Raw genomic sequence first — 22312 nt, forward strand, 5'->3', positions numbered from 1 at the left:
TCGAAGTCTCCAATCATGGGTCCAAATTCAGCACTTGCAAAAAAGATTTTTGCATGTGACAAATATTGCAGAGGGTCGTCAAGCCCCCGCGAAGAGGGCAACGAACAGGACTGCGCGGCGCCACCGGGCGCGGCACGCCATCGCTTTTCATGTGAAGGGGTACGAAATGGGAAATCTGGATATAGCGGTCGTCGCCATCTATCTCGTGGCGGTCACCGGCATCGGGCTGTTCTTCGCCCGCTCGATCAGGACCGAGGAAGATTACATCGTCGCCGGGCGCCGCATGGGCCCGCTGTGGCTGACCATCTCGGCCTTCGCCTCATGGACCGGCCTTGCCGGCCTTTTCGGCACGCCCGAAATGGTCGTGCGCTACGGCATAGCGGGCACCTGGTGGTGGTTCACCTTCCCGATCGGCCTGTTGCTGATGGGCATCTTCCTGGCCAGGATCGTGCGCCAGCGCATGCATGTGACGACGCCCGACATCGTCGCACAGGATTATCCCGGTTCCGTCCGCGTCGCCGCCTCGCTGGTGACCAGCTGGAACTATCTCGCCTGGGCGGCGGCGCAGGTGTTCGGCATCTCCATGGTGTTCACCCTGTTCTCGGGCATGGACCCGAAGACCGGCGCCATCGTCGCCTTCCTGGTCGTCATCGTCTACACCATGCTGGGCGGCTTCCTGGCGGTGGTGGCGACCGACGTGCTGCAGGCCGTCATCTTCCTCATCGTCATCGGCGTGGTGGCGCCCTTGTTCGTCATCTTCGGGCCGGGTGTGCCACACATCTATGAAGCGACGAAGGACATTCCGGGCTTCTATCATCTGTTCGCCAACGTGCCGCCGGCCACGCTGTTCGTCTGGTTCCTGCTGCTGCCCGCCGGCTTCATCGACACGATCGGCTTCCAGCGCGTCTTTTCGGCCAATTCGCCGGAGACGGCGCGCAAGGGCCTGGTCTACGGCTTCGTCATCATGGCGGTGTTCGGCATCATCCTCACCTTCCTCGGCGTCGCCGCCAGGGCGCTGCTGCCGGCCGGCGCCAACCCGGTCAACGCCATGCCCGACCTGATGGTGCAGCTTCTGCCGCACGGCATCATCGGCGTGCTGGTTGCCGCCTTCCTGGCGGTGGCGATGTCGACGGCCAGCACCACGCTGCTCATCACCGCCACCACGCTGCAGCGCGACGTGATCTCGCGGCTGCGCCCCGACGCCAGCGACAAGGAAAGGCTGTGGACCAGCCGCATCCTGCTGCTCGTGCTCGGTCTTGTGGCGCTGGTCGTGGCGCTCAGCGTGCCCGGCATCGTCACCATCCTGATGCTCGGCTTCTCGGTCTATGTGCCGGGCCTGCTTTTGCCGGTGCTGTCGGCCACCTTCGGCTGGCGCATTCCGTCCTGGTCGATGCTGGCGACCATCGTCATCGGCGCCGGGTCTACCGCGATCCTGGTGCTGATGGGCGAACCCGGCGGCATTCCGGCCTCGCTGGTCGGTTTTATCCTCTCGGTCGTCCCCTTCGTCGCCGGACTTGCGACGCGATCGCAACGCCAGCCGGCCTGAGCCACGGAAGACGCCGAAAAAGCAACGAGATAAGGCTCCATCCTGAATCAATGCGGGATGGAGCCCGGATGCGGAGAGACCCATGCAGAAGACCAGCTTCGACAAACTTTCAAGCGCCGACCAGGCCCTCGTCACCGCCGCCGCCGAGGCGCGCGACAAGGCCTACACGCCCTACTCCAACCACAAGGTCGGCTCGGCCGTGCGCACCGCGTCGGGCCGGCTGTTCTCCGCCTGCAATGTCGAAATCGTCACCTTGCAGCAATCGGTGCATGCCGAGCGCAACGCGGTGATGCAGATGGCGGCGGCCGGCGAGCGGCAGATCGAGGCCATCGTCTGCCACGGCCCCTATTCGGGCGTGCCATGCGCCGAATGCCGGCAGGTGATCTGGGAGTTCTGCTGCGACGACCCCGACGTCAAGATCATCGGCTCGACGCTCGATGGCGAGATCGAACTGATGACCATCGGCGAAATCTATCCGAGCCCCTACGGTCCGGGCACAAAGGGCATCGACCCGCGCAAGTTCTGAGGCGAAAATAGATCCCGGACGATCCGCTTGCCGGCGTCACCATCCTCTTTGGTGAACGGGCCGATGTCGGGATTGGAAGGAAAAGCACCTCCAACCCAATTCGCATCCGTGGATGCCAATGCCCGAAATGCGGCATCAGGCAGGATCACCGACGGGTCAGGCGCCACCGCACAAAATGCATGCGAAGCTGACATTTGAAGGAACATAAATCAGGCAAGAAGCTTAGTAGCCATGAGCATGCGTGGCGTTCAATTGTTCACCAAAGCGACCACGCGGGATCACCTATCCGATGGTCCCGCGAAGAGCGAAGACATCGCCAAAGGAATTTCGAGCGCGGCGGAGAAAGTTACAACTCCAAACACCACGGTCCCGCCAGTCGAAAACGACTTAACGCGCAACGACATCGGGGACTCTAAGGGGGATCACAAAAAGATCCACCCAATCGTGGCAATCTTCGACAGTGATTTTTTCCCCATCCTGCTCCTCCTTGCTATTTATACCCTCGCTGTATTCGCCGCGACGTTCGCCCTGTTTCTTTGGTGGATAGGCATACTATAGGCGTGATCGAGCACGCGATCCGGAGTCCTGGAACAGGCACCCGCCTCCGCACCGGGCGGGAGATTTAGTATCATCCCTTGTGTTCGAACACTGCCCCGTAGTGATACGGCGGTAGATCAACCATTCGCAAAAGCCGGAAACCATCAGCCTCCAAAACCGCCACCACCGCTTCGGGTGACATGCGCATCTCTGTCCTGGGGCCGCGCGGCTTGCCGAGCACGGTCGTCTGCTCTCGCGGCCGCTGATGCCAATTGACGAGCGCAAACAGACCGCGCGGCTTGAGCACACGGGCCACGACTTTGATAAGGGCCGGCTGATCGGGCACGCCGTGGAAGGTGTTGGCCATCAGCACAAAATCGATTTTTTCAGGCACAAGTTCCGCAACATCGCTGGCATCCGCAACAATCCATTCCAGGACCGAAACGCCGCGCCGCTTCACTTCGGCCTTGGCCGCCACGATCATGTCCGGGTCGAGGTCGAGCGCGTAAACGCGGCCACCGACGATTTTCGCAAGCGGAGCGGTGAAATAGCCGTCGCCGCAGCACAGATCGAGTGCCGTCATGCCGGGCTCGATACCCAACGACAGCAAAAGACCCGACGGCTCTGGCCAAAGCACCTCCCACCAATCTCGGTCAGGCATGGAGGTGGCGGGAAACATTCCAGTCATCGGGCGGAAGCTTTTGAATTGTGCTGTGGGGCAGTGTCGACCGGCGAGCCGCCAAAGGCAATGCCGCCGTTGGCGATGGCATCGACTGGCGCAAGTTCCGAGACCGGCCGAAATAGGGACTCAGACAACCCGCTTGCCGCCGGCGTCGACGACGATCTCGCCGTCCTCCTTGGTGAACGGGCCGATGTCGGGGTTGGGCAGGAAATCGAGCACCGCCTCGGACGGCCGGGCCAGGACGACGCCGAGCGGGCTGACCACGATCGGCCGGTTGATCAGGATCGGGTGCGCCAGCATGAAATCGAGGATCTCGTCGTCGCTCCACTTGGGATCGCCAAGGCCGAGTTCGGCATAAGGCGTGCCCTTCTCGCGCAACAGCTCGCGTGGCGTCATCGCCATCGCCTCGATCAGTTCAACGAGCCTGCCGCGCGACGGCGGCGTCTTCAGATACTCGATCACCTGCGGCTCCTCGCCGGACTGGCGGATGATCGCCAGCGTGTTGCGCGACGTGCCGCAAGCAGGGTTGTGATAGATGGTGATGGTCATGGCGCGGCTTTCATTCGGGTAAGGGTCCTGGGGTCGGCCAGCAGCCAGCCTGCCAGCGGCAGCGCAAGCAGCGCACCTGCCAATTCCGCGGCTATGAAGGCCGGGACATCGGATGGTCGGATTCCGGCAAACGTATTCGAGAAGGCGCGGGCGATGGCCACCGCCGGATTGGCGAACGAGGTCGAGGCCGTGAACCAGTAGGCGGCGGTGATGTAGAGCCCGACCAGCCAGGGGATGGCGTCGTTGCGGAAGCGCAGGCCGGCAAGGACGGTGAAGACCAGGCCGAAGGTCGCGACCAGTTCGGCCAGCCACTGCCCCTGCCCGCTTCGCACCGTTGTCGAAATCTCCAGCAATGGCAGTTCGAACATGGCATGCGCCACCAGTGTACCGACGAGGCCGCCGAGGACCTGCACGGCGACGTAAGCCAGCGCCGCGACCCAGTCGATTTCGCGCCGCAGCGCAAAAACCAGCGTGACCGCCGGGTTGAAATGGGCGCCGGAGACCGGTCCCAGCATTGCGATAAGCACCACCAGCATGGCGCCGGTCGGCATCGTGTTGCCAAGCAGCGAAAGTGCGGCGTCACCAGTCAGCCTACTGGCCATGATGCCCGAGCCGACCACCGTGGCAACCAGCATGGCGGTGCCCAGCGCCTCGGCCGCGAGACGGCGTCGAAGGTCGGTCATGGCTCCCACCTCAACATTCGCAGGTCACGGCCTGGATGATCGGCTGGCAAAGCTCCGGCTTGCCGTTGCAGCAATCCTCCATCAGATAGGCCAGAAGGTCGCGAAACCCGGTCATGTCAGCCGTATAGCGGATGCTGCGCCCCTCGCGCTCGGCATGCACCAGCCCGGCCTGACCCAGGACCTTCAAATGCGCCGACATGGTGTTCTGCACCGCGCCCAGCCGCGTGGCGATCTCCCCTGCCGGCGCACCCTCGGGCCCGGCGCGGACCAACAGCCGGAATGCCTCCAGCCTTGTTTCCTGGCCGAGCGCGGCGAGCGCCAGCAATGCCGCTGTCTTGTCCATCAATCCATTTATCCAGATTTATGGATTAATCGCAGCGGATCATGACAAGCCTGTGACAGCCTCACGGCTTGCGCGTGGAACCGGTCGAGCGCGGCTCGCTGAGATGCGGGCGCCAGCCATGCACGCGGTCCCGCCCAGCGGCCTTGGCGCCGTACAGCGCCTCGTCGGCGCGCCTGACGAGATCGGCGATCTCGATCGCCGCGCCGCCGTCGAGGGTGCCGACCCCGATGCTGACGGTGACGATGCCCTTTTCGCTGCCGGCATGGGCGAGCCCGAGGTCGCGCACCTTGCTCCTCAGGGTTTCGGCAATGACGAAGGCGCCTCTCGCGCCGGTTTCAGGCAGGATGAGCGCGAACTCCTCGCCGCCATAGCGGGCTGCCGCGTCGGCCGGACGGCGGGCCGTCGCCTCGATGCAGCGGCTGACGGCGCGCAGGCATTCGTCACCCGCCGGATGGCCGTAATGGTCGTTGAACGGCTTGAACCAGTCGACGTCGATAAGGAGCAGGCTGAGCGGCGTCGCTTTGCGTCGGCCGCGGGCGAATTCGCGCGCCAGCGCTTCGTCGAAGGCCCGCCGCGTCATGAGCTCGGTCAGCCCGTCGCGATGCGCCAAAAGGTTCAGCTTCTCGTTGGCCATCAGCAATTCAGCCTCGACCTGCTTGGCCTCGGTGATGTCGGAAAACACGCTGAGGCTTCCGCCATCCCCGGTCGGCCGGGTCCGCACATCCAGCCAGCGCCCGTCGGCGAGCCGCACCTGGCGGTGGCTGGCAAGCGGCTGCGAGGCCATCACGTCGGCGATCCAGTCCTCGACCGCCTCCGGCGGCGTGATCCCTTCGCCGCGCGCCGCCGAGGCACGCAGAATATCGCGGTAGTCGGCACCGGGCACCCTGATGTCGGCCGTCTTCGGAAACATGGCGCGGTACCGGGCGTTGCACAGCACCAGCCTGCCGTCGGGGTCGAACATCACCAGGCCATCGGCCATGTGCGTCAACGCGTCTCCGAGCCTCGCCTGGCTTTCCGCCAGTTCGCTCTCCAGTTGCTTGCGCATGGTGATGTCGCGGTTGTGCGTGATCAGCCCGACGACCGCCCCGGTCTTGTCGCGAAACGGCGCCTTCAGGGTCGCCAGCCAGCCCTCGGTGCCGTCCGCGTGGTGCAGGCGCTGTTCGATGGTGGAGGAGACGCCGGACGCCAGCACGGCAAGCTCGTCCTCGCGGAATTCCTGCGCCGTTTCGCGCGGATAGAAATCGAAATCCGTCTTGCCGATCAGCGCCTTGGCGTCAGGCGCATGCATCAGCTCGGCCGTTGCCGGGTTGGCGATGATGAACCGCCCGTCGAGGTCCTTGACGTTGAGGCAGTCGGGCAAGGTCTCCACCACGGCCTTGAAGATGCGCCTGGACTGCAACGCTTCGAGACGACGCCGCTCCTGGTGGAGCGCAAGCCCCGACATCGCCACGGAGACGAAGATGAGCAGGGTGGAAGGCAGCGCCACCTCCGGCAGAACGGTCTGCAGGACGGCTCGCGGCAGGACGGAAAGGCCAAGCAGCGATCCGGCCGCGGCCGCCGCGCCAAGGATTATGATATCGGCCATGGCGGGCGGGCGGCCTCTGAGGGCAAGGTTGCCGGCAATGCCGATCAGCATGGTGGCCGCGATTCCGACCGCGCCGGCAAAGGCGCCGATGCCGCCTTCGAAAGTCCGGAACGCTCCGGCCATGATCCCGGCGACGATGCCCGCGACAGGGCCGCCGAAGAAGCCGGCAAGGCCGATCATCGTCGCCCTGAGATCGACCAGGACGCCCGGCTGCAACTGCATGGGGGTCAGCATCAGGATGATGGCGCCGGCGCCCATCAGCAGGCCGAAGGCCACCGCCTTCGCCATGGCCGGCCTGCGGTCCAGCCACACATGCGTGTGGATCCAGACCGAAACGAACATCGCGACGACCGCGAGATTGGCCAGCAATTCGGACCAGGGCGAACCCATCGCGCGCCTTTCCTCTCACCGGGCTTTCGCCGTATCGCCTCCTCGATAGACCCTCAATGACAACAAAGTGTTACATCGGGGTATTTGACCTCCGGCGGAAGAGACAAGCATGCGGCGGCATGCCCGTGGGCTTCACCCCCATCGCATCGTGCCGACGAAATCGATGAAGGCGCGCAGCGGCGCCGGGATCAGGCGGCGGCCGGGATAGTAGAGGAACGGGCCTGAAAACTCCTGCCACCAGGGCTCCAGCACCGGTTCCAGCCTGCCGTCGTCGAAATAGGGGCGCAGCCAGTCCTCGAACAGCGAGACGATGCCGCCGCCGGCGACCGCCACCTCGAGCGCGAGCGTCATCGCGGTGCCGGTGCTGACCAGCAGCGGGCCGGTCGGATCGACGCTCACCACCTCGCCGTCGCGCTCGAACTCCCAGGGCGGCATGACGCCGCTGGCGAAGCGGCCGCGCAGGCAGGCGTGATCGAGCAGGTCGCGCGGATGGCCGGGCCGGCCGTGCCGGTCGAGATAGGCTGGCGCGGCGGCGGTGGCGAACCGCTGCCGGCGCGGGCCGATCGGCACGGCGATCATGTCCTGCTCCAGCCGCTCGTCATAGCGGATGCCGGCATCGCAGCCACTCGCCAGTATGTCGACGAAACTGTCCTCGGCGGTCACTTCCAGCCGAATGTCGGGATAGACGGCGAGGAAGGGCGGCAACAGGCGCGGCAATACCAGTTTCGCGGCAACGATCGGCACGTTGAGCCGCAGCGTGCCGGCCGCTCGGCCGCGAAAGCCGTTGACCACGTCGAGCGCCGCCTCGACCTCGCCGAGTGCCGGGCCGAGCCGCTCGAGCAGCCGCGCGCCGGCCTCGGTGGGCGCGACGCTGCGCGTGGTGCGGTTGAGGAGCCGCACGCCGAGCCCGCTCTCCAGCCGCCGCACCGTCTCGCTGAGGCTGGAAGCGCTGACGCCGCTCACCCGGGCCGCTTCGCGAAAGCCGCCGGCGCGGGCCACCGCCATGAACGCCTGGAGGTCACCGAGATTCGCCGCCATTGTTCGCTCTTCCGCACAGGGTGTACCGATTGCACCATATTATCGTGCAGATGCTCGAAGTCTATATTGGGCCGATCCAGAAGGAGATGAGACCATGACCGACATCAGCAAGGCCGGAACCTTCCAACTCGGCGACCGCATCGTGAAGCGCCTGGGCTACGGCGCCATGCAACTGGCTGGACCCGGCGTGTTCGGCCCGCCGAAGGACCGCGATGCGGCACTCGCCGTGCTGCGCGAGGCGATCGAAAGCGGCGTCGATCATATCGACACATCGGATTTCTACGGCCCGCACGTCACCAACCAGATCATCCGCGAGGCGCTGCACCCCTACCCCGCCAACCTCACCATCGTCACCAAGGTCGGCGCCCGGCGCGACGACAAGGGCGCGTGGGTTCCGGCCTTCGCGCCGGAAGAGCTCAGGCAGGCGGTGCACGATAACATGCGCAATCTCGGCCTCGATGCGCTCGATATCGTCAACTTCCGCCGTCATGACGGCCTCCATGAACCATCCGAAGGCTCGATCGCGAAGGAAGTGACGGTTCTTGCCGAGTTGCAGCGGCAGGGCCTGGTCAAGCACATAGGTCTGAGCAACGTCACCCTTGCCCAGGTCGAGGAGGCGCGCCGCATAGTCCCGATCGTGTGCGTGCAGAACCTTTACAACATCGCGCACCGCAATGACGACGCGCTGATCGATGCTCTTGCTGCCGACGGCATCGCCTACGTTCCGTTCTTCCCGCTCGGCGGCTTCACGCCGCTGCAGTCGGACACGCTGGCCAATGTCGCCCGCAAACTCGGCGCGACGCCGATGCAGGTGGCGCTCGCCTGGCTGCTACGCCGCGCGCCCAACATCCTGCTCATCCCCGGCACCTCCTCGGTCGGCCATCTCCGCGAAAACCTGGCGGCCGCGGACCTCGACCTGCCGGCCGACGCGCTCGCCGTGCTGAACGGCATCGCGAACGAGAAGGCAGCCGCCTGAAGCAATGCGACCCGCCTTCTCCCTTGCCGGGAGAAGGCGAGGCCATGTCTTGCACACGCCTCGCCGCTCATGCCATCAGTCGGCCAACCAACACCGGCGATCGGCATGGCACGACGAGGAACACCAAACAGCGGCGGGCGACCCGCCCCGCCGGGCGTCAGCCTGAACCGCGCGCTCTCAAAGCTTGGTCTGTGCTCACGCACGCAGGCGCAGGTGCTGATCGCCGAAGGCCGTGTGCGCATCGGCGGCAAGGTGGTGCGCGATGCCGAGCAGCGCGTGGACATGAACCGCGACAAGATCAGCGTCGATGGCGAAGAGGTCGTCGCCGAGCGCAAGGTCTATCTGATGCTGAACAAGCCGCGCGGGCTGGTCACTACCCGTGACGACCCGCAGCAGCGCGAGACCGTCTATGCCTGCCTGGAAGGGCTCGACCTGCCCTTCGTCTCTCCCGTCGGCCGTCTCGACAAGGCGAGCGAAGGCCTGCTCCTGATGACCAACGACACCCGCTTCGCCAACCGGCTCATGGACCCGGCCTCGCATCTGCCAAAGACCTATCACGTGCAGGTCGGCATGGTGCCGGATAAAGCGATGCTGGAGGCGCTGCGCGCGGGGGTGACCGTCGACGGCGAGACCCTGACGGCAAGCTCGATCGCGTTTTTGCGCAGCGGCGGCCGCACCGCCTGGCTGGAGATCGTGCTCGACGAAGGCAAAAACCGACACATCCGCCGCCTGCTGTCAGCGCACGCCATCGAGGTCAAGCGCCTCATCCGCATCGCCATCGGCCGGCTGCAGTTGGGCGACCTCGCCAAGGGCACGGCGCGGCATCTGACGCCGGAGGAACTGGCGCTGGTAAGTGGGTGAACAAGCCTCCTCCGCCAGGCCGGAATTGCGTTAAAACAAGGGGATGGAGCGATTCGGCGTTCCATGAAACGATGAACCGCTCCTGGTCAAATCAGGCCTTGTTGGTGATCCACATGGTGGGCGCGCCAACCACGCCGGCGCTCGCCATCGCTTCTTTCAATTTTGGATTTTCGATGAAGGCGCGCGCGTCGGCGGCATTGGCGAAATCATGGGTCACGGTGACGTCGTTGGGATCGTCCGCCGCCTGGTAGACGCTCTCCGCCTTCACGCCGCTGGCCTTCTGAACCGGGGCGAACGCGTCATAGACCTTGCGCCATGCCTTGTAATCGGACACGGCATGTCTCACGAACAGTGTCGTCATCATCCATTCCTTCCAGGCTGTTGTTGAAGTTGCGCCCAAGCGATCGGTGATGGGCCCTCCAGTCTATTGCCTCAATCCTGGCTTTGGCAAACAGGCGAATGAATGACAGCCGCACCGGCTCCTGACGGAAAGGTGTCAGGAGGACTGGCCTATAGATCGGCCGGGAAGCCCGTCGCGGCTTCAGCGATCAAGGAGCCAATGCGATGAATTTCGTCTCTGTCCGCATCATCACCTCGGATGTTCAGCGCCTCGTGCGCTTTTACGGCGAGATCACCGGCATGCCCGTGACGGTGTATACCGAAGACTTCGCCGAACTGGCGACGCCGGCCTGCACGCTGGCGATCGGCAGCACGCGCACCTTGATGCTGTTCGGCGGCGACATCGCCCGCCCCGCCGACAACCACACCGCCATCATCGAATTCCGCGTCGGCGACGTCGATGCCGAGTTCGCCCGCCTGTCGGACGTCATCAAGGCCACGACCGTGCAGGAGCCGACCACCATGCCCTGGGGCAACCGCTCGCTGCTGTTTCGCGATCCCGACGGCAATCTGGTGAATTTCTTCACGCCCGTGACCGCCGAGGCGATCCGGAAGTTCGACAGATAGAGGCATTTGGAATTGGCCGTAGCCTTCCAGCGTCGTCAGCCCAGGGCGAAGCAGGAGCTACGCTCCTTGCTCCGCCCGCCGATGACAAAGCATGTGTCCGTGTCGATCCGGTGCCCTACTTCAGGTTCCACTTGCGCACGACCGGTTCGCCGAGGTCGTGCTCGTAGCCGAGCACGCTGATGCTGGCCGTGTCGAGCACGAACAGAGCGCCGCCTTCAGGCTGCAGGCCGAGCCAGCGGGCGGCAAGCACGCGCAGGAAATGCGCGCTGGAAAAGATCAGTATGTCGGCGCTGGCCTGGCGCAGGCGATCGACGATCCTGTCGGCGCGGACGCCGACATCGGCCGCCGTCTCACCCTGCGGGCAACCGTCGCGAAAGACGTTCCAGCCCGGCCGTTCAGCCAGTATCTCCTTCGTGGTGCGCCCCTCATAGGCGCCGTAATCCCACTCCTGCAGATCGTCCATCTTGACGCTCCGCGCCCCAAATCCTGCAAGCCCGCTGGTGTTGAAGGCGCGCTGCGAGGGGCTCGACCATACGGCCGAGAACGACAGGCCGTTCAGGCGATCCGCCAGAGCGCGCGCGGCGGCCTCGCCGGCCGGCGTCAGCGGCATGTCGGTGCGGCCGGTGTGCTGCCCCGAAAGGCTCCACGCCGTCTCGCCATGCCGGACCAGATGGATTTGCGGTAGCGCGCTGCTCATGGGATGCCCTCAAGGTTGCCGGCACTCTAGAGGACGATCCGGCAAAGGCAAATCCGGCCGGCGAGTCCGCGCCGTGGCTCTTTTCGATGCGTTGGCACAAGCCGCCAAGCGAAAAATCACGCCGCCGCTCCGGTGCAGCCAGGCAGCCATTGGTGTTGATCCACACCAAAGTCGGCCTGTAAGGGTCTCGACGCCGCGACTATATCAGGATCAGCCTTTTTCGGGCTCCCGCCACCCCAAGGGCATCGGCCCTTGCACAACAGGTCAGATCATCATGTACAAACATCTGCTCATCGCCACCGACGGATCGGAACTGGCCGGCAAGGGCGTCGCCCACGGTCTTACGCTGGCCAAAGGCGTCGGCGCCACCGTCACCTTCGTCACCGTCTCGGAACAATTCCCGATCTTCGCCTGGGGCGGCGCCATGGCCGGCTATGCGGCGGGCGATGAATTGGCCGTGTTCCAGGAAGAATCGCGCAAATACGGCAAGGAGGTTCTCGACAAGTGCAAGGCTTCAGCCGATGCGGCCGGCGTCTCCGCCGAGGTGGTCCATGTCGAGGATAAAAGGCCCGCCGAGGCGATCCTGGAACTGTCGCAGGCCCTGGGCTGCGACCTGATCGTCATGGCCTCGCATGGCCGCCGCGGACTGGGCAGGCTGCTCCTCGGCAGCCAGACGGCGGAAGTGCTGTCCTACACCGAGATCCCGGTGCTGGTCGTTCGCTAGGAATAGCCGGGAATGGCCGATGACGGGCGCACCAGGATCATCCCCGGGAGGACGCCGGAATCGGCAGCCATGCTGGCGGACGTCAAACGGGCGATGGCGATCACCGCCCGTCTCAACCGTTTGACGTTCAACGACGCCGGCGAGGTCCGTGCGCTGTTCAGCGAACTGATCGGCAAGAAGGTGGACGACAGCGTTCTGTTGGTGCCGCCCTTCTATGCGACCGGCGGAGCCGGCATGCGCATCGGACGCAATGTCTTCATCAATCAGAACTGCACCTTCTATGATCTCGGCGGGCTCGACATCGCCGACGATGTGATGATCGGCCCGAATGTGAGCCTCATCACATCGGGTCATCCGCTCGAACCATCCCGGCGACGCGGCTTCACCACGGCCAGGCCGATCGTCATTGAACGAAACGTCTGGATCGCAGCCGGCGCAACGGTCGTCGGCGGCGTGACCATTGGCGAAAACTCCGTCGTCGCGGCGGGCTCGGTGGTGACAAGGGATGTACCCCCCAACATGCTTGTCGGCGGAAACCCGGCGCGGGTCATCCGTTCGATCGCCGAATGAGTCCATGACTCTTTCACGGGACGCGCCAAAACCGCCCAAGGCTCGCATAGTTCTTGCGCGGACCTTTGACGCGCCACGCCTCGGCCCATTCGCCCGGCCCGCGAAAGAAGAAGCGCCCGGCATAGAGATCGGCGCCGCACTGATGGTGGACGAACTGCGCCGCCTTCGGCTCGAGTTCGATGAAGTCACGGCCATCGGCGTGCAGCACCCGCATCGAGCTCCCGCAGGGCTTGAGCCGGTAGCTTCTGCTCGCCGGCATTTCGCGCGAGCCGATCCGCATCAGGCCATGCTCGGTAAAAGCATCGGCCGTGACCACTGCGTCGCCGGCGAAGCGGTAGGTCGCGCCGGTCAGGAAATCGATCATGGTGCGGCGAACTTTCCAGTCGCCGGCAAGGCTGTTTTCCATTGCTGCCCCGACGTCGGGAGCCCCGCACTTCCTTTGGTTAAACAGATGTGGTCCTCATTATATCTGCAACAATACAACGTGCGCGTAAGACTGGCATAAGACTAGAGGCCCGTTTTGCCTTGCATCAGCGCCTGGTTCGCTTGGCCGGTCGAGCCAACGCACCTCACGGCGCCTTGCCCATGGCGCGCAACGCGGCGGTCGCGGCGGTGACTTCGATGAAGTCCCGGGGACAACCAGCCAGAGCGAGCCGGTAGAGCCGCAGGGCCTCTTCATCGTGGTGCTGCAGCCGCTGGAACTCCGCGATGTAGAAATTCGCCTCGCAGACCTCTTCGCTTTTCTTCGTCGCGTCCGGATCGTCGGCGGCGGCGAGCGCCGCCTCCGGGGTCTGCTGGCCGAGCAGCAGCCGAACCACCGGCGCCGGCCATTTCGTCATGTCGAGCCTGGCGTCGGCAAGAATGCTGGGCTGCCCGTTGCGCCGCCGCGCAAGGTCGAGCCAGATCGCGTAGTAGGAATCCCCGGCCTTCATCGCGGCCGCCTGCTCGAAATCGGCCTGTGCCTTGGCGGGCGGGCCGAAATAGAAGCTGACGATGGCCCGGCTCTGGTAGGCACCGGCATATTTCGGGCTGAGGCGGATTGCTTCATCATAGTCGGCCAAGGCGTCGGCATAGTCGCTCTTGTAGACCTTGGCCAAGCCGCGCGCGTCATGGGCGCTGGCGCGGTCGGGTTCGATGCGGATCGCCTCGTCAAGGTCGGCGACGGCCTTGGCAAAGTCCGCCTTGTAGATCCAGCTGTAGCCCCGGCCGATATGGGCGCGGGCATCCTTTGGATCGCGGCTGATCGCCTGGTCGAAGTCGGCTATGGCGTAGTCGAACTGGCCTTTCCGGTTCCACGCATTGCCCCGGTTCCGGTAGGCGCTGACAAATCCGGCGTCGGTCAGGATCGCCACATTGTAGTCGGCGATGGCAAGCTCGTACTGGTTCTTCTCCATCCGCACCAGCCCCCTGCCATTATAGGCCCCCGCATATTTGGGGTCGATGGTCAGCGCGTGGTCGAAGGCCGATATGGCGAGATCGAGGTCGCCCTTGTCCCACCACGCCAGGCCCAGATTGTCGTAAGCCAGCGCATAGTTCGGATCGAAGGCGGTTGCCTTGACGTAGTCGACGATGGCTCGGTCGGTCTCATGTTTCAGCGCCCACATCCAGCCGCGGCCATTGTAAGCCGCCGCATCGTGCGGAGCGATGGCGATCGCCTTATCGTAATCCGCGATGGCGCGGTCGTAGTCCCGTTTACGCTCCCAAATCCCGGCGCGGTTGCGGAAGGTCTCGGCGTCGCCGGGATCGAGCCTGATTGCCTGGTCGTAGTCCGACAGGGCGCGGTCACTGTCGCCGCGCTTGACCCAGGCGTCGGCGCGCCCGCGATAGGCCTGGACATGTTTCGGATCGAGGCTGATCGCCTGGCTGAAGTCGGCGATGGCGCGTTCCAGATTTCCCTTGGAGGTCCAGGCCAGCCCAAGGTTGAAATACTGGTCCGGATCCTCCGGGGCGAGAAAGATCGCCTGGCTGTAGCTGGTGATGGCGCTGTCGTAATCGCCCGCGCGCAGATACGCGTTGCCTCGCACATTGTAGAGGCCGCCATTGTTGGGCTCGAGGCTGATCGCCTTGTCGAAATCGGCGATGGCCTTGGCATAGTCGTGCTTGATGTCGTTCCAGATAAGGCCCCGGTTGCCATAGGCGAGGGCGAATTTCGGCTCGATGTCGATCGCCTTGCCGTAATCGTCCAGGGCGCGGTCGTAGTCCTGCTTGTGGCTCCGGCTGAGGCCACGGTTGTTGTAGACGGCAGCGTCCTTCGGGTCCAACGCGATCGCTTTGTCATAGTCCGCAATGGCGCGGTCATAGTGGCCGGTGCTGTCCAGCAAATAGGCTCGATTGAAGTAGGCAAGCGCCCTGTCGCCTGCCGACGCGGCCTGGTCTTCCAGCACATTTGTGCATGCCACGATCCGGTTCGGAGCTGTGACCTTGTCGCTGCCGCAATCCGCCATGTGGCTGTTCGCGGCCATGGCGGGAGCAGCGAGCACCAGCACGATGCCGGCACAAACGCCCGGCCGCCGCATCTTTTCAACCAACCGTCGACTTCGATGAATAACCATGTGGGCAGAACTTGGATCACATTTGCGGGTTGCTGGCCGTTCCGCAACTTGATCAAGCAAATTCTTGATCTGCGCAAGTCGGCACCGCAAAGAAATCAGGACAAGTCGGGCTTCGGTTGCGCGATGCCTGGCAGCCTTTCGCGACCGGCGTTGATCGCGCCCGCTGGGGAGCTGCCCTCAGATCACCGCCAGCACCTTGCCCGTATCGTGCTGGCGCACGAAATCCACGCGCCCGCCGTCCCAATGGTAGCTGTAGTGCCGGCCCTGCACCGGCACGGTGATGACGTCTGGCCAGAAGATGCCGATGCACTGCCCGTCCAGCATGCGCACGCTATTCCATACCAGCCCGTCGCTGCCCGCTGCCCGCAGTGCCCGCCCCTCCGCCTGCGAAGCGGTGTAGTCGTCGGGATCGAGCACGCCGGGCACCGCGTTGACGTCGTCGAGGTCGCGGTCGACGCTGCCGACCAGCACGCGAAAGTCAGCCGTCCAGCCCGGATCCTCGTTGGTGGCACGCATGAAGTTCTGATGGTGGTGGATGGTCTCGGCCAGTGCCACATCCTCGCTGTCGCCGGCATAGTAGATGCCGTAGCTGCCATCCGAGAAACGGCCGGGCCGCAGCGTCGAACAATGCACGAAGGGCGCCATGACGAAGCTGGCGCCGGGACCGGAAACCCGCCTCGCCGCCGCCACCTTGCCGAGATCGCCGATCTCGAGTCTTATGCGCGGATTTGTCTTCTCCTCGACCGCGGCCAGCGCCTCCCAGTCGCGCGGGTCGGCAATGTCCTCGAAGAGGTCGATCGGCGGATGGATGGAGCGGATGATCCGAAAAGTCTGGGGCCAGTGGACGCGGCGCCGGACCGCGAGCCCACTCACCATGCACCACGCTCCGCGTCGAGCCATTCGCGCATCGCGGCAAGATCGGAGATTTCGCCGCGCAGCATCAGGTCGAGCGCCGACTGCCCGCCGAAAGTGGCGTTCGGCTTGCGGATCCAGGCATAGCCGCGCGCCGGTTCGGTGAAGAGATAGCGCAGGCCCTTGTGGATGCCCATCAGATGCGCCATGCGGGTGCGCAGGTCGCGGTCGATCCGCCCTATGCCGCCCTCCTTCCACCGCGCCCAGGTTCGCGCCGACATGCCGCCAAGCAGGATGCAGGCTTCGAGGTCGGTCAGGTTCCACGCCTTGAACAGGTTGACGGTGGTGCGCGCCAGGGCGCCCGCCTCTTCATCCGAAATGGCGCTGCCGACCGTGGCTGGTGTGGTGACAATGGACTGAAGCTGCATTTTCTTGCTCCCGCTATTGGCAGATATATAGCAGGTATCCGCCAATTGGCAAGGAGATGTGCGCAACCATTGGGAGCAAACCCCTTGCAATGGGAGGCCGTCAATGACCAAAGCCGGCGCCGCCCCTCACCCGCCTGCCGGCACCCTCTCCCCGTACAGGACGGGGAGAGGGGGTCTAGTCATCGGCGATTTCGCCAATCGCCAGCGTTGCAGGAAAGGCGACAACGTCGCGGCAAGCCCCTTCTCCCCGTCACTATACGGGGAGAAGTGCCCGGCAGGGCGATGAGGGGCAGCGCCGCCTCGGGCGATTGGCTACTTGCGGAAAGTCGCGCGCCGCGCGAGTACTCGATGCCTACTCAGCCGCCTCGTACCCCGCGATGCCCTTGATCTCGAGGAAATCCTCAAGGCCGTATTCGGCGTATTCGCGGCCATTGCCGGACTGCTTGTAACCGCCGAAGGGCAGGCCGGCGTCCCAGGTCGGGTAGTTGATGTAGACATTGCCCGAGCGCATGCGCGCGGCCACATCGCGTGCCTTCTGGATGTCCTTGGCCTGAATGTAGGAGGCAAGGCCGTAGACGGTATCGTTGGCCTGCTCGACAGCCTGTTCGACCGTGTCATAGGGCAGGATCGCCAGCACCGGCCCGAAGATCTCCTCGCGCGCGATACGCATGTCGTGGGTGACGTCGGCGAACACGGTCGGCCTGACGAAGTAGCCGCGGTTGAGTTCGGCCGGACGGCCGGGGCCGCCCGCAACCAGCGTGGCGCCTTCATCGATGCCGGCCTGGATCAGGTCCTGGATCTTGTCGAACTGGGCCTGGCTGACGACAGGGCCGAGCTTGGTGTCGGCGCCATCGGCCGGACCGACGGTGAACTTCTCGGCGGCGGCCTTGGCATAGCCGGCGGCCTCGTCATGACGGTCGCGCGGCACGAACATGCGCGTCGGCGCGTTGCAGGACTGGCCGCTATTGCTGAAGCAGCCGGCGATGCCCTTGGTGACGGCCTTGGCGAGGTCTACATCGGGGAACAGGATGTTGGCCGACTTACCGCCAAGCTCCTGATGCACGCGCTTGACGGTGTCGGCGGCGGCCTTGGCCACCAGGATGCCGGCGCGGGTGGAACCGGTGAACGACATCATGTCGACATCGGGGTGGCTGGACAGCGCCTGGCCGACGCCCGGTCCGTCGCCATTGACTAGGTTGAACACACCCTTCGGCACGCCGGCTTCGTCGATGATCTCGGCGAAGATGATGGCGTCGAGCGGCGCGATTTCCGAGGGCTTCAGCACCATGGTGCAGCCGGCGGCAAGTGCTGGGCCGACCTTGCAGGTGATCTGGTTCAGCGGCCAGTTCCACGGCGTGATCAGACCGACGACGCCGATCGGTTCCTTGACGATAAGCGACGACCCCTTGACGTGGCGGAACTGGAAGCTCTTCAGCACCTCGGCCATCTTTTCCAGATGCGCCTGGCCGACGCCGACCTGGCTGTCGAGCGCCATCTGGCGCGGGGCGCCCATCTCGCGCGACACGGCAAGCGCTAGGTCCTTGCTGCGCTTCTTGTAGACCTCGATGACGCGGTTGAGGATATCCAGCCGCTCTTCCACCGAGGTGAAGCCGTATGTGTTGAAGGCGCGCTTGGCGGCGGCCACCGCCTTGTCGACATCGGCCTTGGAGCCGAGCGAGATCTGCGCGAAGACGTCCTCATTCGACGGATCGACGACATCGAGTGTTCTGGGCACAACCGGATCGACCCACGCGCCATCGATATAGAACTGCAGATTGTGTGACATGGTTTTCTCCTGGGTGCGCCGCATGGCCGCTCCGGCCGTGATATGGGGCTTGCAATAACGATGCGCAAACGGCGCTGTCAAACGCAATCCCCGAACTGGTTAAGCCAGCGAGCCCAGTCATTGAGCCAAGCAATTGGGGCGGAACGGCCGCTTCAGCCTGCCAGCCTCTTGCTCATATAGACCGTCGTTCCGTTCATGAACGGCTCCTCGCGGTCGATCGCATAGCCTTGCCTCTTGTAAAGCGACACATTGGTTTCGAAGGCGCCATTGGTCAGCAGGCGAAGCTCGGGGCGGCCTGCTTCGAGCGCCTTCTGCTCGGCCCGCTGCAGCAACAGCCCGCCAATGCCCCTGCCCTGTGCCTGCGGCCAAACGCAGACATTCTCGATCCAGAGGTGATCGTCGGCCAGCATGGTTTCGATCATCCCGACAATGCGATCCGCCTCGACGGCAAGGTCGAACGGATGTTCGGCGACCGCTTTGTCGTAATCGGCGCGCATCGGCAGCGGCCCGCGGCCGATCACCGGCACCCATTTGGCATAGGCGGCCCGCACGATGTCGCGGATGGCGGCGGCATCGGCCGGTTCGGCCGGCCGAAACCGGATGGACTTGTTTGTCATCTCAACACTCCAGACATCAAAAACCCCGCCGACCTGTTCAGGTGAGCGGGGCTGGAAACGAACGAACCGGATTTATTCTGCCGATATTCGTCGTCGCATGGTCAGCGTCCCGCTACGCGATACATCGGAGCGGCGTCGCTTGGTACTGGCGGACGCGAAAGCGATCATGGCGCCAAGCTGGAGCAGGAAGTCCGGGACGTCAATACCGGCTCATGGCGAATACCGCCGTCCGGGCGAAACGAATAGTCCGGCGAGCCTCACGCGGGTTGCGTTTCAGCGATCGATTCTCGCCTGCTGTTGCGGGGAATAGCGCTCTCCCTGCACGGCAATCGCCGAAACCGCGCTCTCGATGTTGGCAAGATCGCCCGCCGTCAGCGCGACAGCGGATGATCCGATGTTCTCCTCGAGGCGACTGAGCTTGGTCGTCCCGGGGATCGGGACGATCCACGGTTTCCGCGCCAGCAACCAGGCAAGCGCGACCTGTGCCGGGGTCACCTTCTTCTCGGCCGCGATCGCGGCGATAGCATCGACCAGTGCCTGATTTGCCTTCCTGGCCTCCTCCGCGAACCGCGGGACGGTGTTGCGGAAATCGCTGCTGTCGAACCTCGTATTGGCGTCTATGGCGCCGGTCAGGAACCCCTTGCCCAAGGGGCTGAAGGGCACGAAGCCGATGCCCAGTTCTTCGAGGACAGGCAGGATCGCCTCCTCGGGTTCGCGCCACCACAGCGAGTACTCGCTTTGAAGCGCGGCGACCGGCTGCACCTCATGGGCACGACGGATGGTGCGCACGCCCGCCTCGGAGAGGCCGAAATGCTTCACCTTGCCTTGGCTGATCAGGTCCTTCACCGTGCCCGCCACCTCTTCGATCGGCACGACCGGATCGACGCGGTGCTGATAGAGGAGATCGATGCGGTCGGTCCTCAGCCGCTTGAGCGAAGCCTCGACGACGTCGCAAATATGCTGCGGCCGGCTGTCCATGCCTTCATGTCCGGTCGTGCCGGCGATGTCGATGCCGAATTTGGTGGCGATCACCACCTGGTCGCGGATTGGCTGAAGCGCCTCACCGACGACCTCCTCGTTCTTGAACGGCCCATAGACCTCCGCGGTGTCGAAAAAGGTGATACCGCGCTCGAACGCGGAGCGGATCAGACGGACGGCATCCGGCGTCTCCATCGGCTGCCCGTATGACTGGCTCATGCCCATGCAGCCGAGCCCGATGGCCGAAACTTCCAGGCCGCCGGTTCCAAGTATGCGTTTTTGCATTGTCATTCTCCTTTGCTCAGCCCTGGTACTGCGCGTCGCTGACATGCTCCATCCAGTCGACGGCCTTGCCGTCGAGGGATTCCTGGACGGCGATATGGGTCATCGCGGTGGTGGGCGCCGCGCCATGCCAATGCTTCTCGCCCGGCTCGAAGCGAACCACGTCGCCCGGCCGGATTTCCTCGATCGGACCGCCTTCGCGCTGCGCACGGCCGCAGCCGGCGGTGACGATCAGGATCTGGCCGAGCGGATGAGTGTGCCATGCCGTGCGCGCGCCAGGCTCGAAAGTGACGGCATTGCCAGCCGCGCAGGACGGCGCGACGACTTGAAACAGCGGGTCGATGCGCACCGTGCCGGTGAACCAGTCGTCAGGGCCCTTGCCGGAGGCTTGCGAGCCGCTTCGCTTGATATACATTTCTTGGTCCTTCCTTGTGCCGGGCAATCCCAACACCGGCTTTGGTGATGCCTATTTAGGGCCTGCGATTAAACTGGATTAGCTGTTATATCCGGCATGTACTTATGAAAAATGCTCATCAATGCCGCGAGACAATCTGAACGAACTGACCGCTTTCCTTGCCGTCGCGCGGGAAAGGAGCTTCACCAGGGCGGCGGCCAAGCTCGGCGTTTCGCAGTCCGCGCTCAGCCACACGGTGCGCGCGCTGGAGGAGCGGCTGGGCTTGCGGCTTCTCACCCGGACCACGCGCAGCGTCTCGCCGACCGATGCCGGCGAGCGCCTGGCCCGCACCGTCGGCCCAAGGCTCGACGAGATCGAGATGGAACTCGCCGCCCTGAGCGCGTTGCGCGAAAAGCCGGCCGGCACCATCCGCATCACCGCTGGCGAGCATTCCGCCGACACGATCCTGTGGCCGGCCCTGGCAAAATTCCTGCCCGACTATCCCGACATCAAGGTGGAGATCATCGTCGACTACGGCCTGACCGACATCGTCGCCGAGCGCTATGACGCCGGCGTGCGGCTGGGCGAGCAGGTGGCGCACGACATGATCGCGGTGCGCATAAGCCCCGACATGCGCATGGCGGTGGTTGGATCGCCGGCGTATTTCGCCAACCGGCCGAAGCCGCGCGCGCCGCAGGACCTGACCGCCCACAATTGCATCAATCTGCGGCTGCCGACCTATGGCGGGCTCTATGCCTGGGAATTCGAAAAGGCCGGACGCGAACTGAAGGTGCGCGTCGAGGGCCAGTTGGTGTTCAACACGGCCGGGCTGCGCATGAATGCGGTGCTGGCCGGCTTCGGCCTTGCCTATCTGCCCGAGGACCAGGTGACGGCGCAACTGGCCGACGGCCGGCTGGTGCGAGTGCTGGCCGACTGGTGCCCGCCCTTCCCGGGCTACCATCTCTACTACCCCAGCCGCCGCCAGGCGACGCCGGCCTTTTCGCTGCTGGTCGACGCACTGCGGTACAGGGGCTAGCCGCAGCCCATCTGGACTGCACCCGTGGTCGTTCTATCTTCCTATCTTCCTGGCGTAACGTGATCAGACGAATCCGGAGCCATCACCGTGACCGAAACCGATCTCTATCGAGGCTACATCGACTGCCTCAACAATCAGGACTGGCAAAGCCTGCATCGCTTCGTCCACGACGAGGTGCACTACAATGGCGACCGGGTCGGGCTGTCAGGGTACCGCGACATGCTGGAGCGGGATTTTCGGGACATTCCGGACCTCTATTTCGACGTCCAGCTCATGATCTCCGAGCCGCCGTTCATAGCCAGCCGCCTCCAATTCAACTGCACCCCGAAGGGAACCTTCTTCGGCCTGCCCATCAACGGCAAGAAGGTCTCCTTCAGCGAGAACGTCTTCTATGAATTCCTTAACGACCGCATCAGGAACGTCTGGTCGGTCATCGACAAGGCGGCCATCGAAGCGCAGCTCTAGTCTCGGCCTGTTCGCCCTAGATCCGGAGCATTAGCGCCGCCCCTCATCGCCCTGCCGGGCACTTCTCCCCGTATATTGACGGGGAGAAGGGCGCTCTCATCGGCGATTTCGCCAACCATCAGTGTTGCAGGAAGGGCGCCGAGGTCGTGGCCAGTTTCCTTCTCCCCGTTCCTATACGGGGAGAAGGTGCCGGCAGGCGGATGAGGGGCCGCGCCAGCCCTGGCTATTGCCAAGATCGTTCGGAAAAAT

26 protein-coding genes are annotated in these 22312 nt (G+C 64.4%); 10 read left to right on the forward strand and 16 right to left on the reverse strand.

Annotated features, from left to right (window positions below):
- The first annotated feature begins 166 nt into the window (after nucleotides 1–166).
- The 3 genes from FJ930_RS25730 (at nucleotide 167) to FJ930_RS25740 (ending at nucleotide 2630) form a co-directional block, all read left to right on the forward strand.
- A complete protein-coding gene (locus tag FJ930_RS25730) occupies nucleotides 167–1546 on the forward strand; it encodes a sodium:solute symporter family protein (protein ID WP_181763466.1) in 1380 nt (459 codons plus the stop codon).
- Nucleotides 1547–1628: 82 nt separating this feature from the next.
- Nucleotides 1629–2072: a cytidine deaminase gene (locus FJ930_RS25735; protein WP_140748754.1), complete on the forward strand. Its 444-nt coding sequence runs from the start codon at nucleotides 1629–1631 to the stop codon at nucleotides 2070–2072.
- A gap of 231 nt (nucleotides 2073–2303) precedes the next feature.
- The gene (locus tag FJ930_RS25740; protein ID WP_141840623.1) at nucleotides 2304–2630 is read left to right on the forward strand and encodes a hypothetical protein; all 327 of its coding nucleotides are present in this window, start codon (nucleotides 2304–2306) and stop codon (nucleotides 2628–2630) included.
- Nucleotides 2631–2700: 70 nt separating this feature from the next.
- Here the strand turns inward: FJ930_RS25740 and FJ930_RS25745 are convergent, their stop codons facing one another.
- The 6 genes from FJ930_RS25745 to FJ930_RS25770 all read right to left on the reverse strand — a co-directional run bounded on the left by FJ930_RS25745 (nucleotide 2701) and on the right by FJ930_RS25770 (nucleotide 7879).
- The gene (locus tag FJ930_RS25745; RefSeq protein ID WP_141840624.1) at nucleotides 2701–3297 is read right to left on the reverse strand and encodes a class I SAM-dependent methyltransferase; all 597 of its coding nucleotides are present in this window, start codon (nucleotides 3295–3297) and stop codon (nucleotides 2701–2703) included.
- 120 nt (nucleotides 3298–3417) lie between these two features.
- Nucleotides 3418–3840, reverse strand: coding sequence for an arsenate reductase (glutaredoxin) (gene arsC, locus FJ930_RS25750; RefSeq protein ID WP_141840625.1), 423 nt, complete (start codon nucleotides 3838–3840; stop codon nucleotides 3418–3420).
- The gene (locus FJ930_RS25755) at nucleotides 3837–4523 is read right to left on the reverse strand and encodes an MIP/aquaporin family protein (protein ID WP_141840626.1); all 687 of its coding nucleotides are present in this window, start codon (nucleotides 4521–4523) and stop codon (nucleotides 3837–3839) included. Before FJ930_RS25755 ends, arsC begins: the two co-directional genes overlap by 4 nt.
- 10 nt (nucleotides 4524–4533) lie before the next feature.
- Nucleotides 4534–4866 (reverse strand): helix-turn-helix transcriptional regulator, encoded by a 333-nt coding sequence (locus FJ930_RS25760; RefSeq protein WP_140748739.1) that lies wholly within the window; start codon nucleotides 4864–4866, stop codon nucleotides 4534–4536.
- Nucleotides 4867–4927: 61 nt separating this feature from the next.
- The gene (locus tag FJ930_RS25765; protein WP_141840627.1) at nucleotides 4928–6841 is read right to left on the reverse strand and encodes a diguanylate cyclase; all 1914 of its coding nucleotides are present in this window, start codon (nucleotides 6839–6841) and stop codon (nucleotides 4928–4930) included.
- 132 nt (nucleotides 6842–6973) lie between these two features.
- On the reverse strand, nucleotides 6974–7879 hold the full coding sequence (locus tag FJ930_RS25770) for a LysR family transcriptional regulator (protein WP_141840628.1): 906 nt from the start codon (nucleotides 7877–7879) through the stop codon (nucleotides 6974–6976).
- A 94-nt stretch (nucleotides 7880–7973) separates the two neighbouring features.
- On the opposite strand from FJ930_RS25770, the gene FJ930_RS25775 reads away from it, so the two are divergent.
- Together FJ930_RS25775 and FJ930_RS25780 are read left to right on the forward strand one after the other, a co-directional pair.
- Nucleotides 7974–8855, forward strand: coding sequence for an aldo/keto reductase family oxidoreductase (locus FJ930_RS25775; protein ID WP_141840629.1), 882 nt, complete (start codon nucleotides 7974–7976; stop codon nucleotides 8853–8855).
- Between the two features lie 105 nt (nucleotides 8856–8960).
- Nucleotides 8961–9716, forward strand: coding sequence for a pseudouridine synthase (locus FJ930_RS25780; protein ID WP_141840630.1), 756 nt, complete (start codon nucleotides 8961–8963; stop codon nucleotides 9714–9716).
- Nucleotides 9717–9807: 91 nt separating this feature from the next.
- On the opposite strand, the gene FJ930_RS25785 is transcribed toward FJ930_RS25780, so the two are convergent.
- The gene (locus FJ930_RS25785; protein WP_141840649.1) at nucleotides 9808–10077 is read right to left on the reverse strand and encodes a cyclase; all 270 of its coding nucleotides are present in this window, start codon (nucleotides 10075–10077) and stop codon (nucleotides 9808–9810) included.
- A 203-nt stretch (nucleotides 10078–10280) separates the two neighbouring features.
- Between FJ930_RS25785 and FJ930_RS25790 the strand changes: the two genes are divergently transcribed.
- Nucleotides 10281–10682: a VOC family protein gene (locus tag FJ930_RS25790; protein ID WP_141840631.1), complete on the forward strand. Its 402-nt coding sequence runs from the start codon at nucleotides 10281–10283 to the stop codon at nucleotides 10680–10682.
- Nucleotides 10683–10797: 115 nt separating this feature from the next.
- Here FJ930_RS25790 and FJ930_RS25795 read toward each other — a convergent pair whose 3' ends face one another.
- Entirely contained in the window at nucleotides 10798–11379 is a 582-nt protein-coding gene (locus FJ930_RS25795) for a histidine phosphatase family protein (RefSeq protein ID WP_141840632.1), read from the reverse strand.
- Nucleotides 11380–11653: 274 nt separating this feature from the next.
- On the opposite strand from FJ930_RS25795, the gene FJ930_RS25800 reads away from it, so the two are divergent.
- Nucleotides 11654–12103 (forward strand): universal stress protein, encoded by a 450-nt coding sequence (locus FJ930_RS25800; protein WP_141840633.1) that lies wholly within the window; start codon nucleotides 11654–11656, stop codon nucleotides 12101–12103.
- A gap of 12 nt (nucleotides 12104–12115) precedes the next feature.
- Nucleotides 12116–12673, forward strand: a complete 558-nt coding sequence (locus FJ930_RS25805) for a sugar O-acetyltransferase (RefSeq protein ID WP_141840634.1) — start codon at nucleotides 12116–12118, stop codon at nucleotides 12671–12673.
- A 13-nt stretch (nucleotides 12674–12686) separates the two neighbouring features.
- Here the strand turns inward: FJ930_RS25805 and FJ930_RS25810 are convergent, their stop codons facing one another.
- The 8 genes from FJ930_RS25810 to FJ930_RS25850 all read right to left on the reverse strand — a co-directional run bounded on the left by FJ930_RS25810 (nucleotide 12687) and on the right by FJ930_RS25850 (nucleotide 20583).
- Nucleotides 12687–13079 (reverse strand): DUF6314 family protein, encoded by a 393-nt coding sequence (locus tag FJ930_RS25810; RefSeq protein ID WP_141840635.1) that lies wholly within the window; start codon nucleotides 13077–13079, stop codon nucleotides 12687–12689.
- A 163-nt stretch (nucleotides 13080–13242) separates the two neighbouring features.
- Nucleotides 13243–15201, reverse strand: a complete 1959-nt coding sequence (locus FJ930_RS25815; RefSeq protein ID WP_181763467.1) for a tetratricopeptide repeat protein — start codon at nucleotides 15199–15201, stop codon at nucleotides 13243–13245.
- Nucleotides 15202–15402: 201 nt separating this feature from the next.
- Nucleotides 15403–16101, reverse strand: coding sequence for an RES family NAD+ phosphorylase (locus tag FJ930_RS25820; RefSeq protein ID WP_141840637.1), 699 nt, complete (start codon nucleotides 16099–16101; stop codon nucleotides 15403–15405).
- Entirely contained in the window at nucleotides 16095–16505 is a 411-nt protein-coding gene (locus FJ930_RS25825) for an MbcA/ParS/Xre antitoxin family protein (RefSeq protein ID WP_140611808.1), read from the reverse strand. Before FJ930_RS25825 ends, FJ930_RS25820 begins: the two co-directional genes overlap by 7 nt.
- 352 nt (nucleotides 16506–16857) lie before the next feature.
- Nucleotides 16858–18291, reverse strand: coding sequence for an aldehyde dehydrogenase family protein (locus tag FJ930_RS25835; protein ID WP_141840638.1), 1434 nt, complete (start codon nucleotides 18289–18291; stop codon nucleotides 16858–16860).
- A gap of 152 nt (nucleotides 18292–18443) precedes the next feature.
- Entirely contained in the window at nucleotides 18444–18908 is a 465-nt protein-coding gene (locus tag FJ930_RS25840) for a GNAT family N-acetyltransferase (RefSeq protein WP_141840639.1), read from the reverse strand.
- 273 nt (nucleotides 18909–19181) lie between these two features.
- Nucleotides 19182–20171 carry an aldo/keto reductase gene (locus tag FJ930_RS25845; RefSeq protein WP_141840640.1) on the reverse strand — a complete coding sequence of 330 codons (990 nt, stop codon included), beginning with the start codon at nucleotides 20169–20171 and terminating at the stop codon, nucleotides 19182–19184.
- Between the two features lie 16 nt (nucleotides 20172–20187).
- Nucleotides 20188–20583, reverse strand: coding sequence for a cupin domain-containing protein (locus FJ930_RS25850; protein WP_141840641.1), 396 nt, complete (start codon nucleotides 20581–20583; stop codon nucleotides 20188–20190).
- A 121-nt stretch (nucleotides 20584–20704) separates the two neighbouring features.
- On the opposite strand from FJ930_RS25850, the gene FJ930_RS25855 reads away from it, so the two are divergent.
- Complete coding sequence (locus tag FJ930_RS25855; protein WP_141840642.1) at nucleotides 20705–21598, forward strand: LysR family transcriptional regulator; 894 nt, start codon at nucleotides 20705–20707, stop codon at nucleotides 21596–21598.
- Nucleotides 21599–21685: 87 nt separating this feature from the next.
- Nucleotides 21686–22063, forward strand: a complete 378-nt coding sequence (locus tag FJ930_RS25860; RefSeq protein ID WP_141840643.1) for an ester cyclase — start codon at nucleotides 21686–21688, stop codon at nucleotides 22061–22063.
- Nucleotides 22064–22312: the final 249 nt, after the last annotated feature.

Origin of the sequence: Mesorhizobium sp. B2-4-15, assembly GCF_006658505.1 — a bacterium.
Classification (GTDB): domain Bacteria; phylum Pseudomonadota; class Alphaproteobacteria; order Rhizobiales; family Rhizobiaceae; genus Mesorhizobium.